An 11,803-nucleotide genomic window follows, 5' to 3' on the forward strand; every position below is an offset into this window, starting at 1 on the left:
CCTCCATCATCGGAAGGCCTCGACTCTTATCCAGCCACCGCCACGCCGCTGCTCCCCGTCCCTGCCTCTACACCCTCAAATACGAAGAGCCGGCAAAGCTCAGGAGTTGCGAAGCCAATACGGCATGGTGTTCCAGGACCCAGCTTCCTCTCTCAATCCACGGGTGAGTATCGGGGAATCGATCGCCGAGCCCATGGTGGTCCAGAGGAAAGGCATGAGCGCTGGGGAACGCCGGGACCGAGTGGCCGAGCTGCTGCGGATGGTCAAGCTTCCAGCGGAATGGGCGTCGCGCTTCCCTCACGAGCTTTCAGGGGGACAACGCCAGCGAATCGGTATCGCCCGTGCTCTGGCGCTGGAACCTTCCGTGCTCATCGCTGACGAGCCGACATCAGCGCTTGACGTATCAGTCCAAGCAGCAGTTTTGGAGATCTTCCAGGAACTGCAGGAAAGGCTCGGATTTTCCTGCTTATTCATCAGCCACGATCTCGCTGTTGTTGAACTCCTGGCGGACCATGTGGGGGTGCTCCAGAAGGGGCAGCTGGTGGAGAGTGGCAGGACTGCAGATGTTCTCCGTAATCCCACGGAGACTTATACCCAGAAGCTGATCGATGCGGCGCCGGTTCCCGATCCGGTGGTGCAGCGTGCACGGCGTTCCGCTGCGGTTGCATAAGGAATCGCGCAGGCGGAGGGGTCCCGCACTATGATGTGGCGCCATTACGTTTGGGCACTATCTTGACTGCGTCTGGGCAGGCTTCACCCTGGTAACGGTCTCAATTCTCGCCCTTTATTGTGCATGCCTTTGATGTGGACCATGGGGTCTTTCCCTGCGCGCCGTGCGGTCGCGAGTCGCTCACCCCGCGGTCCAGTCCGCTGGAGAAGTGCCTTCTTGACGTTCGTAAGGCGAATCTTCGGCTGTCCCAAGGGGGTGCAAGAACTTGCTCAATCAGCTCGTTCCAACAGTTGACACCGTTCCCAAAGTGGGTAAGGCTATATGCGTTGGGAACGCTCCCAACTGTTCATCTTTCCCTGTTTCAAAGGATTCATAGCGCTCATGAGCGAAATCATTCCCGTCCCTGACGACTTTGAGGCGTGTGTTCAGCACGCCCTGGACCAAAACGACAAGGCCCGGGCCATTGTGGCTCAGGCGGTGGAGAAGGGTGTGGACAAGGTGTTCCTCGTCGGATGCGGCGGCTCGCACTTTGGAACCTACCCGGCTTTTGATCTCCTTGACCGTTATGCGCGTGGGTTGTCAGTACAACGCCTGACCAGCGCCGAATTTACCTCCCGAGATCCCCAGGGAATTGACGAGACAGCCCTGGTCGTGCCTGCTTCCCACTCCGGCAACACTCCGGAAACCGTTGCCGCGGCAGAGTCCGCCAAGGAACGAGGTGCTACTGTCGCGGTGATCGCCCGCGAAGGCGACAGCGGGTTGTCTCGCGTGGGGGACGTTCACCTGGATTATCCGGACACCATCTCCATTACCGAGCCCAAGCTGGTGCATAACGAGCAGATCGCACTGGCGCTGCTCGAGGCGTTCGGTGCAGAGGACCGGGCGGCTACGCTGCGCGCTGCACTGCCGGCCCTTCCTAAAGCTCTGCGTCTCGTCAAGGATGAGGTGGCTATCGCTGGAGAGCGCATCGCCGACATTCTGGAGGACTCGCCGCTTTCCTATGTCGTCGGCGCGGGGCCGGCCTACGGTATGGCCAAGATGATGGCCTGGTGTTATTTCCAGGAGATGCAGTGGATGAACTCCGCAGCGATCAACGGAGGGGACTTCTTCCACGGGCCTTTCGAGATGATCCTTGAGGAGACTCCCCTTATCGCCCTCTTGGCAGAGGACAGCAGCCGTCCTTTGGGGGAGCGCGTCGTCACGTTCGGCCAGAAGTACACGTCTAAGCTGGGTGTGGTCGATACCAAGGAGTTCAGCCTCCCAGGCATCGAAGGGCAGGCTCGTGAAGACCTGAGCGTCATCGCCCTCATGAGTGCCGAACGTCGGGTGCTCGACCACGTTGCTGCTCGTCGTGGGCATGACACCTCTGTCCGTCGATACATGTACAAGGTGCAGTACTAATGAAGATCCTCGGAGCCGGCGACAACGTCATCGACCGTTACAGGCGCCTAGGCGTCGGCTACCCCGGTGGCAACGCGGTCAACGTCGCCGTCTTCGCCTCCCGGCTCGGAGCCCGTGCGGCATACATGGGCGTGTTGGGAGATGACGAGGGCGGCAGGCATCTGAAGCGGGCGCTGGAGGTGGAGGGCGTCTCCACTGACCTGACAGAGGTGGCTCACGGTCACAACGCTTATGCCGAGGTCGAGATCGTGGATAAGGACCGGGTGTTTGTTGGCTCCGATCGATCCGTCCAGCCCTTCGACCTGAGCCAAAGCCAACTGAAGGCTATGGCGAACTTTGACACGGTCCATACGGCGTACACCGGGTCGCTGCGGTCGAACATTCCCGAAATGGCAGGACAATCGAAAGTGTCCTTTGACTTCGGCAGCCGCTTCACTCTCGAAGAGTCGGTAGAGCTGGCCCAGCACCTCTTTGTGGCTAGCTTCTCGACAAGCCATCTTTCACGGGAGGAATCCCTCGAGCTGGTAGAGGCAATGCTGGAACGGGGTACCAAGAACGTCATCGCCACGCGTGGGGGTGAGGGGGCCTACCTGGGCACTCCGGAAGGTGTGCTGTTCCAGAAGGCTGAGCGGGTGGCCGTGATTGACACCCTGGGGGCGGGGGACGCCTTCATAGCCTCGGTGCTGGTAGGTCTGCTCAGTGGCCGTGATGCCAAAACGGTAGCTGCCTCGGCGAGTGCCCATGCGGCCCAGGTATGCCTCATCCACGGAGCATTCGGACATCCGATCTCCTATCATCCCGTATCCGAAACAGACCCGAAGGTAGTCAACTCATGAGTCTTCGTATCGGTGTCGACACAGGTGGGACGTTTACCGACGTCGTCGCCTTCGACGACGTTACCCAGCATGTGCATGTGCGTAAGGTATCCAGCACCCCCGACGATCCGGGCCGGGCGATCCTACGTGGCGTTTCCGAGATCCTTGATCAGATCGGGGGCCGAAATATTAGCGAGGTCAACTACTTCGCCCATGGCACCACAGTCGGTACCAACGCGCTGCTCACCGGCAACGGCGTGCTCACCGGGCTGATCACTACCGAAGGGTTCCGGGACCTTCTTGAGTTGGGACGTGGCAGACGCCCCGATATGTACGACGCCCGTGCTGATAAGCCCGCCCCATTCGTGGCTCGGAGGCACCGTTTCGAGGTGGCAGAACGCCTGCGCAGCACAGGCGAGGTGGAGAGGGAGCTTGACGAGAGCGAGGTTCGCGAAGCGGCACGGCAGCTGAAGTCTGCCGGTGTTGAAGCGGTGGCCGTTTGCCTGCTTTACAGCTATGTGGACCCGAAGCATGAACGGCGCATCGCTGACATCATTCGGGAAGAGCATCCCGAGGCTTACGTCTCCCTGTCTAGTGAGGTGCTGCCGGAGTTCCGTGAGTATGAGCGGCTTTCTACCGTGGTCACCAATGCATATGTTGGACCTGTCGTTTACCGCTACCTTGCGGCTCTGCGAGAGAAGCTTGCCGCCGAAGGCCTCACCGCCGTTCCACACATCACTCAGAGCAACGGCGGAGTCATTCCCTTCGCGACTGCCGAGGCCATGCCGGTGCGCTTGGTCCTCTCAGGCCCGAGCACGGGTGTAGTCGGGGCGGCGCAGATCTGCTCTGCCGCGGGCTTTGATGACATCATCACCTTCGACATGGGTGGTACGTCTTCGGACATCTCGCTGGTCCAAGGGGGACGTCCCAAGGTCACTTCTGGCATGGAGCTGGACGGCCGGCCTATTCGGTCGCCGATGTTGGACATCCATACCGTCGGGGCTGGGGGAGGCTCTCTGGGATGGATCGACACGGGTGGTCACCTGCGCGTGGGCCCGGAGAGCGCGGGCGCGTTCCCGGGGCCGGCTTGCTATGGCAATGGCGAGCGCGCAGCAGTTACCGACGCCAACGTGGTCCTGCAGATGCTCAACCCTGAATATCTGCTCAACGGGCAGATGAAGATTGACCGCGAGAAGTCTGTTGATGCCGTGCGTCGCCTCGCAGATCCCCTCGGCCTCTCCGTGGAGGAAACCGCCTTGGGGATACTCCGCGTCGTCACAGCCAATATGGCGCGTGCCTTGCGGGTGGTCTCGGTGCAGAAGGGCTACGACCCTCGGGACTATGCTCTGGTGCCTTTTGGAGGAGCTGGACCGCTGCACGCTTCCCGGCTCGCCCGGGAACTGGGGATGTCCCGCGTAGTTGTTCCCGAGATACCTGGCGCTCAGTCAGCCATGGGGTTGCTGATGACCGACGTGAAGGCAGACTTCATGCGCACTCGTATCACGAGCCTCACCCACGAGACCGCTTCACAGGTAGCTAACGTCTTCGCTGAACTCTCCGCTGAAGCCGCGGCGTGGTTCGCCGAGGAGGATGTCGCTGAAGAGGGTCGTCGCCTTGTACGCCGGTTGGACTTGCGGTACGCGGGTCAGAACTTCGAGTTGCCGGTGGAAATGCCAGAAGAACTAGGTGAGGACGGGATGGAGGTCATTGCGCAGGCATTCCACGCAGAGCATGAGCGGGTCTATGGCTACTCCTCACCGGAAGCCCGTCTTGAGGCGGTGACGTTCCGAGTAGAGGCCCAGGGCAGCGCCCCTCGCGTGGAACTGCGTCATAGCGAACTGGGCGGGGAAGATCCTTCGGGCGCCGCAATCGGGACGCGTGAGACCTGTTTCGACCCGAAGGAGGGATTCCGCAGCATCACGGTCTACGACCGCAGCAAGTTGATGCCCGGCAACGTGGTTCAAGGTCCTGCCGTTGTCGAGCAGATGGACACCACCACAATTCTGTTGCCCGGGGACCGTTGCGTCGTCGACTCCCTGCGAAACCTCGTGATTACGATCGGAGAAGAAGCATGACAACTTCAGCACGTGCCACTGGCCAGCTAGACCCGGTCATCGTCGAGGTAGTGGGCTCAGCTCTCTCTACCATCGTCGAGGAAATGGGCGAGACATTGGTGAAAGCAGCTTTCTCCCCCAATATCAAAGAACGACGGGACTGTACCGCGGGCCTCTTCGACGCTGAGGGCCTAGCGCTGGCTCAGGACGAGGGCGGTTCCCCTATGCATCTCGGCTCTCTAATGGGCATCGTTGGTGCCATCAGGGGCCGCTTCAGTGAGGCGGATATCCGTGAGGGAGATGTCTTTATCGGCAACGATCCCTACACCGGAGGCGGCTCGCACCTGCCCGACATCGTCCTGGCATCCCCCATCTTCGTGGGTGGTCGAATTTCTGCGTGGGCGGCTACCCTGGCCCACCATGCGGACTTTGGTGACCGTGGGCACGCGCACATCTTCCAAGAGGCGATCCGCATCCCCCCGGTGCATTTGGTTCGCGAAGGGGTTCAGCAGGAGGAATTACTCAGTCTTATCCTGCTGAACTGCCAAATCCCCGAGGAACGGACTGCGGACCTGCGCGCACAGGAAGCTGCATTGGGCGTGGCCATCACTCGGTATCAGGAGCTCTGTTCACGCTACGGAGTAGATGTCATTGAAGGGGTTTCGTCGAACCTTCTTGACTACACCGAGCGTAGGACTCGTGCTGCTATCACTGAGTTTCCTGACGGTGAGTACACTTTCGAGGATCTATTCGACGCTCCCGAGCTGGACGAAGAGCTGACTCTGCGCGTCCGGATCCGGATCAGCGGGGACGAGATGCTCTTCGACTTCTCAGGTAACCCCCCGCAGGTGCGGGCCAGCGTCAATGTCGTTTGGACAGGGCTCTATGCGACGGTTTACTACACCTTAAAGACACTGATTGACCCCGACATCGTGCCGAACGCGGGACTGTACCGGCCGGTTACGATCGTCGCGGACGAGGGATCCATCCTCAACTGCACGGCGCCAGCGGCAGTCAATGGCCGTATCGAGACGTGCCAACGAGTCGTCGACCTCATTCATGGTGCTCTCGTGGATGCTCTGCCCGAAAGAGTGACTGCAGCCTCAAACGGAGCCGTTACGGGGGTGCACTTCTCCGGACATGACGCTTCCCGCGGTCGAGACTTCGTGTACTTGGAAACGATCGGGGGCGGCAGTGGAGCCTGTCATGACAAAGACGGCCTCGATGGAGTGCAGGTGCACATGACTAACACCTCCAACCTGCCGGTGGAAAGTCTAGAGGCCGAGTACCCACTGGTAGTGGAGTCCTATGAGCTGATAGAGGACTCCGGCGGCGTAGGACGCCACCGTGGTGGCATGGGTATCCGGCGCAAGATTCGGGTGGAGGCCCCCGACGTCCACTTCTGGTTAGATACGAGCCGACAGAAATCGCAGCCCTGGGGGCTCTTTGGAGGCGGCCCGGGGCAATCTGCCCGATGTGTTCTTAGCGAGGACGCACAGCCCGTCGACCACGGTTACACCGTCCTGCAGCCGGGACAGACCGCCTCGATCGAGACAGCGGGCGGCGGCGGCTATGGTCCTCCGGAGGAGCGTGCGGAAGCGCAGCTCGCAGCGGACCGCGCCGATGGACGCATTTCCGAGGCAACCGCGCAGCAGTACCGTCAGGACTGAGCTTCTGGAAGCCAGGGTCGCCTGTAGTCCGGCCCGTACGCCTGTGATACAAGCGTGCGGGCCGGTCTTTAACGGCTAGGTCTCCCACCCAGGTAGCTGGGCTCGCGGCGCTTGAGCGCGCCCACCACCGCATAGGTCACCGGCAGCAGCACCCATTCGATGAGGCACTTGTAGATCACGCCCAGCACCAGGTAGTTGCCGAACTCGCCCCAGCTCATCATGGGCTCCAGCCCGAGGAACACGGTGAACGCGCTGAAGGCCACCAGACCGAACAGGAACGTGTCCACGATCTGCCCGAAGACGGTGGACGACATCAGCCGTGCCCAGAGGTTCCGTTCGCCGAAGCGCGCCTTGATCCGGACGATCACCACCGCATTGACCAGCTGTCCGGCCAGGAATGCCAGCAGTGAGGCCACCAGGATCCGCAGGTAGACCCCGTCCCAGCCGAAGAGGATCTCGAAGGCTTCCTGATTCCACGCGCCCTCTGTGGCCGGAGAGGCGGTGACCAGACCGAAGACCACCGCGCCGATGACCATCACACTGAAACCCACCAGCACGGCCCGGAACGCGGCCCGGAAACCGTAGACTTCCGCGATCACCCCGCCGATCAGATAGGTCAGCGGGAACAGGAACACCCCGCCGTCCACCACCCATTCAGTGAAGCCGAGGTCAAAGGCCATGGTCTTGGTCGCGGCGATGTTGGAGATCAGATAGAACGCGGCCAGCAGCGCCAGCAGGGTCGGGTAGAACCGGCTGCCGACCTGGGCGAAGGGGGTCTCAGGAGTGCTCATGATGTCCTCGGGGTCTTGGTCAGCGTGATCAGGGTCTCGCAGAGCATCTGCGCCCAGCGATGGTCATGGGTGGTCAGCAGTACCGCGCAGCCGGCATGCGCCAGGCCGCGCAGCAGACGGGTCAGCCGCTCCATCGAGGGCCCGTCGCGGCCCAGGGTAGGTTCATCCAGCAGCAGTACGCGCGGCTGCAGCAGCAGCGCCGCGGCAATCACCACATCCTTGCGCTGGGCAGGCGTCAGGTCATAGGGGTGGGTCTGGGCGTGCTCGGACAGCCCGGTGCGCCCGAGCACCTCGGCCACCTCGTCCGCCGAGGGTGCACGACGACGTCGCCCCTCACCTCTGCGGGTCTGCCGGAGTTCCTTCTCCACCGTGGAGGCGGAGAGCTGCACCCCGGGATCCTGCCCCACCCAGGCGAGGTGGCCGGCGCGCTGATAGGCCGGCAGATCCGTGAGGTCGACACCGTCGGGGCCCAGGACAGTCCCAGATACCGTGGTGGCCCCCGCGCCGGAGGTTCTGTTTGGCAGAAGCCCGGCCACGGCACGCAGCAGCGTCGATTTCCCCGCTCCGTTGGGACCAAGCGCGCCCGTGATGCTGCCCGGGATCAGGGACAGGTCTACGCCATTCAGAACAGTGCTCCCGCCCCGGACAACGGTCAGGCCTCGGGTCTGCAGGAGGGGCGACCACCCCGGTGCGGAGGACGGCCCGGAGACCGGAACCTCTGCGATGGTGGGGGACGCTGCGGCCCCGGTGGTATCCCACACCCCGCGGGCGGCACGAGTCGGGCTTCCGGCGTTGTGTGAGGAGCGGTCTGCTGCAGTGCGGGCATCGTCGACAGCTGCCGGACTGAGGAGGCGGGCGACGTCGTCGTCCCGTTTCTCGGTGTTCGTCAGTGACGCGTTCTGCAGCGACCCGGCCTCTAGGAACAGGGTGCGCGGACAGAACGCCGTCACCTCGTCCCACTGGTGGGCGGCGATCAGCACGGCCCCACCCGCCGTGCAGTGCTGCCGCAGTGCGTTGAGCAGGCGAGCCCGGGCCGCGGCGTCGAGCGAGAGACTGGGCTGATCCAGGATGAGGACCGCCGGGTCCAGCGTGAGCAGGGAGGCCAAGGCCGTCAGCTGGCGCTCGCCTCCGGAGAGCTCCTCCACCCGGCGGCCGGCAAGCTCAGCGATGCCCAGCAGATCCATGACCTGCTGGGCCCGGTCAGCGCACTCGGTCAGCGGCAGCCCGGTCAGCCGCCCCGGGAGCTGGATCTCATCCAGGACCACCGAAGCCATGCCGGTCAGCTGGGCCTCCGGATCATCGCCCAGCAGGGCCACAGGTGCCGCCCCGCTCAACCGCGCGGGTTCCTGAGCCGGCAGCGCAGCGTCGCAGACGGTGACGCTGCCGGTGAGCCGCCCGTGTTCGGCCAGCAACCCGGCGGCGGCACGGCACAGAGTTGAGGTCCCCGACCCCTGGGGGCCCAGCACGGCCACGGCGTCACCGGCGGCCAGGCTCAGGGTGACGTCCCGCAGCGCAGCCGGCGCAGTTGCGTGGTCGGACGTCGCCTCCGGGTACCAGAAGCCCACACCGCGCAGCTGCAGCAGGGGGGTGGACCCGGCGGGACGGGCAGAAGGAAGATCAGCCACGGAGCACCTCCAGCAGGTCGCTTGCCGAGGGCAGCGGAAGAACATCGGTCAGGGAGGCGATGACCAGAGCCACGCTCAGCACCGGTGCCGCCCACCGCAGTGCGCGCTCGCCGGTGCCCTCACGGTAGGTCCGCGCCGGCGTGGGATGACGGTGCCGGCCGAATCCGCGCTGCACCAGCGCATCGTGGCGCTGATCCAGCTGGACCAGTGAGGTGGTCAGCAGTCCGGCGAGGATCCCGGGCAGCAGGCACACCCGAACAGCCCACCGGTCCGTCGCCCAGCCACGGGCCGCCCGGGAATCCAGCGCCTGGGACGTGCGACGACGGATCAGCGGCACCAGGGTCATGGCGGTGGCGCAGATATAGGCCACGCTCAGGGGCAGACGCAGCCCCACCAGGCCGTCGAACACCCGCGAGGCGTCAGAGGCGAAGGCCAGCAGGGCGCACAGGGCAATCATGGCCGCCACGCGCAGCCACAGCTGAGCCGCCACCGCCAGTCCCTCCACCGTGAGGGCGGCGGGTCCAGCCTGCCAGAGCACCGTGACGGCCTCTCCCGGATAGAAGAGCCCCTGGATGATGCCGACCATGACCAGCATGGGACCGGCCAGTACGACCAGCGCCGCCAGCCAGCGCGCAAAGCGCACGCGCGCGGAGAACACGGCCCCCAGGCAGGAGAGCACCAGGACCGACGCCGGCACCACCGGTGAGGCCACCCCGTAGACCAGCAGCAGGGCACAGCCCAGCAGCACCAGCTCGGTGGAGGGGTGCATCACGGTCGGCGCCGGCGTCCCAAGAGAACGTGGGCTGCCGGCGTCGTCGTCGTGGGTGGTGGTCACCGGGTGCGCGGTGAGGTGCGCCGGAAGGAATGCGCTGTGAAGGGGAACCGTCCGCGCATACGGCGCGGCAGGGCCCACAGCACGGCACAGGCCAGCGCAAAGATGATGGCCTTATCGGCGATGTCGCTGACTACCGACTGGGCGAAGGTCGCGTGCAGCATTTCCAGGCCGGCGGCCTGCAGGGTGGCCACGGCGCCGCCGGTGCCCACGCCAAGTCCGCCGCCGAACAGGTACGCCGCCACGGGTGCACCCAGTGCGCCGGCGGGAACTCCGGCCACGGCCCCGGCCAGTACGGCCCACCACAGCGCGCGGAAGGCGCCGGAGCGGGCGGCCCAGCCGGCGGCGGCACCGATGAACGCCGCGCCGGCGGTGAAGGCGATGACGGTGGGGTTGATGGTCACGCCCCAGATGACGTTGCTGAGGATGCCGGTGAGGGCTCCGGCGGCGGGACCGGCGATGACGCCGATGACGACCGTGCCCAGAGAGTCCAGATAGAGCGGGATGGGCGTGAGGGTGCCCACCACCTGACCCACCACGATGTTCAGAGCGATCGCGACGGGCATGAGCGCGTAGACGCTGCGCGGAATGCGGGGGAGTGTGCCGGCGGCGATGAGAGCGGCACCGATTAGATAGCCGAGCATCACACCCAGGGTGGTGTGGCCGAGATCCTGGCCGAGCGTGGCCGGCTGGGTGGTCAGCACCCAGAGATAGGTGCCGAGAATCACGAGGGAGCCGGCGGCGATGGCCGCCAGAGTCCATGCGGGAGCAGGAAGCGGTCGGTACAGGGATTCAGTGTGCTGGGATTCTCCGGGATCCGCGGCGGCTGCTGCGGACCCCTGCCCAGAGGTGGGCTCAGTGGCCATGGGGTGATGGTCCTTTCTTCAAGGTGTCGGTCAGATGGCTGAGGAAGGCCTCGGCGTCGATGCTGCGGATGAGCTCGGCATTGGGCTTCCGGCTCCAGCGGCCAAGCCAGTCGGCGACGGTCTCGCCACGGGTCAGGGTGCCGGCCAGCTCCACATCAACGGTGGTGGTCGCAGTCTGCGCCCAGGGGATCCGCTGCCGCTCAGCCTGGTCAAGGGTACCGTCACACTGGGCCAGTCCCCAGTGCAGGGCGGCGGCGGTCACATAGGGATCATGAATATGGGCCAGGTAACCGTGCCCGTCGGTCTCGTGGAATTCGAAGTAGAAGCGCAGGGCGGCGCCGAGCTCCTCCAGCCAAGCGGACCACTGCGGGGAGCACAACGACGCCGTCACCTCCGCCAGCCGCGCGGGTGTCATCTCCACTGCCTCGGTGGCCTCGAGGGGCGCGATGACGGGCAGCTGCTCAGCGGTGCTGAAGGCATCGATCACCTCTTTGGCGGCCTCGGGATCGTAGGTGACGTTCCACTCTGTGGTGGGGCGGGTGTTGCCCCGGTAGTTGAACGCTCCGCCCATGATGAACAGGCGCTTGAGCAGCCGCGGCAGCTCCGGTTCGATCCGCAGCGCCAGTGCAAGATTGGTGGCCGGGGCCGTCAGCACGCCGATGAGCTCACCGGGGTGCTGTCGGGCGGCGCGGACCCACGCGTGGGCGGCGTCGACGTCGCTGGCCCCGGGCACCTCAGCGGGCAGCCGCGCGTAGCCGGCTCCGGTGTCTCCGTGGGTCTCTTCGGCGTACTCGGACTTCCCCGCCAGGGCGTGGTCGGCGCCGGGATGCACCGGTATCTCGGCGCGGCCGGCCAGCGCGAGCCAGCCCAGGGTATTGGTCACTACCTGCTCGGTGGAGACATTGCCCCCGGAGGCCGCCAGACCTACGAGGTTCACGTCGTCGCGGCAGAAGAGATAGCCGAGGGCGACGGCGTCGTCGATGCCGGGGTCGCAGTCCAGAAAGAGGGGAATCACCCCGCTATTGTCCCGCGACTGTGCTGGGCTCAGGGCCCTCAGGCACCGCGTGAGGTGTCACGGC

General features: G+C 64.7%; 10 protein-coding genes. 5 read left to right on the forward strand and 5 right to left on the reverse strand.

The features are described 5' to 3' along the window. Positions 1 to 106 precede the first annotated feature (106 nt). From RH857_RS08520 to RH857_RS08540, 5 genes are all read left to right on the forward strand, one after another. Positions 107 to 670 (forward strand): ABC transporter ATP-binding protein, encoded by a 564-nt coding sequence (locus RH857_RS08520; RefSeq protein ID WP_374761144.1) that lies wholly within the window; start codon positions 107 to 109, stop codon positions 668 to 670. Between the two features lie 381 nt (positions 671 to 1,051). Beyond that, positions 1,052 to 2,071 (forward strand): SIS domain-containing protein, encoded by a 1,020-nt coding sequence (locus RH857_RS08525; RefSeq protein WP_310537553.1) that lies wholly within the window; start codon positions 1,052 to 1,054, stop codon positions 2,069 to 2,071. Then, a complete protein-coding gene (locus RH857_RS08530; protein WP_310537554.1) occupies positions 2,071 to 2,907 on the forward strand; it encodes a PfkB family carbohydrate kinase in 837 nt (278 codons plus the stop codon). Before RH857_RS08525 ends, RH857_RS08530 begins: the two co-directional genes overlap by 1 nt. After that, positions 2,904 to 4,961 (forward strand): hydantoinase/oxoprolinase family protein, encoded by a 2,058-nt coding sequence (locus RH857_RS08535; protein WP_310537555.1) that lies wholly within the window; start codon positions 2,904 to 2,906, stop codon positions 4,959 to 4,961. Before RH857_RS08530 ends, RH857_RS08535 begins: the two co-directional genes overlap by 4 nt. Next, complete coding sequence (locus RH857_RS08540) at positions 4,958 to 6,610, forward strand: hydantoinase B/oxoprolinase family protein (RefSeq protein WP_310537556.1); 1,653 nt, start codon at positions 4,958 to 4,960, stop codon at positions 6,608 to 6,610. Before RH857_RS08535 ends, RH857_RS08540 begins: the two co-directional genes overlap by 4 nt. Positions 6,611 to 6,678: 68 nt before the next feature. Here RH857_RS08540 and RH857_RS08545 read toward each other — a convergent pair whose 3' ends face one another. Genes RH857_RS08545 through RH857_RS08565 form a run of 5 tightly spaced genes read right to left on the reverse strand, consistent with a single transcriptional unit; the run spans position 6,679 to position 11,739 of the window. Continuing rightward, complete coding sequence (locus RH857_RS08545) at positions 6,679 to 7,401, reverse strand: queuosine precursor transporter (protein WP_310537557.1); 723 nt, start codon at positions 7,399 to 7,401, stop codon at positions 6,679 to 6,681. Beyond that, positions 7,398 to 9,026, reverse strand: coding sequence for an ATP-binding cassette domain-containing protein (locus tag RH857_RS08550; RefSeq protein ID WP_310537558.1), 1,629 nt, complete (start codon positions 9,024 to 9,026; stop codon positions 7,398 to 7,400). The genes RH857_RS08545 and RH857_RS08550 overlap by 4 nt, the downstream gene beginning before the upstream one ends. Beyond that, positions 9,019 to 9,861, reverse strand: coding sequence for an energy-coupling factor transporter transmembrane component T family protein (locus RH857_RS08555; protein ID WP_310537559.1), 843 nt, complete (start codon positions 9,859 to 9,861; stop codon positions 9,019 to 9,021). Before RH857_RS08555 ends, RH857_RS08550 begins: the two co-directional genes overlap by 8 nt. Next, the gene (locus RH857_RS08560) at positions 9,858 to 10,724 is read right to left on the reverse strand and encodes a histidine kinase (RefSeq protein ID WP_310537560.1); all 867 of its coding nucleotides are present in this window, start codon (positions 10,722 to 10,724) and stop codon (positions 9,858 to 9,860) included. The genes RH857_RS08555 and RH857_RS08560 overlap by 4 nt, the downstream gene beginning before the upstream one ends. Then, the gene (locus RH857_RS08565) at positions 10,714 to 11,739 is read right to left on the reverse strand and encodes a nucleoside hydrolase (protein ID WP_310537561.1); all 1,026 of its coding nucleotides are present in this window, start codon (positions 11,737 to 11,739) and stop codon (positions 10,714 to 10,716) included. Before RH857_RS08565 ends, RH857_RS08560 begins: the two co-directional genes overlap by 11 nt. Positions 11,740 to 11,803: the final 64 nt, after the last annotated feature.

The organism is Nesterenkonia flava (assembly GCF_031432335.1).
GTDB lineage: Bacteria > Actinomycetota > Actinomycetes > Actinomycetales > Micrococcaceae > Nesterenkonia > Nesterenkonia flava.

Bases quoted from the DNA above. Each gene is read 5' to 3' on its own strand.
- RH857_RS08525 (WP_310537553.1), top strand. From the start codon at position 1,052: ATGAGCGAAATCATTCCCGTCCCTGACGACTTTGAGGCGTGTGTTCAG.
- RH857_RS08530 (WP_310537554.1), top strand. From the start codon at position 2,071: ATGAAGATCCTCGGAGCCGGCGACAACGTCATCGACCGTTACAGGCGC.
- RH857_RS08535 (WP_310537555.1), top strand. From the start codon at position 2,904: ATGAGTCTTCGTATCGGTGTCGACACAGGTGGGACGTTTACCGACGTC.
- RH857_RS08540 (WP_310537556.1), top strand. From the start codon at position 4,958: ATGACAACTTCAGCACGTGCCACTGGCCAGCTAGACCCGGTCATCGTC.
- RH857_RS08545 (WP_310537557.1), bottom strand. From the start codon at position 7,401: ATGAGCACTCCTGAGACCCCCTTCGCCCAGGTCGGCAGCCGGTTCTAC.
- RH857_RS08560 (WP_310537560.1), bottom strand. From the start codon at position 10,724: ATGGCCACTGAGCCCACCTCTGGGCAGGGGTCCGCAGCAGCCGCCGCG.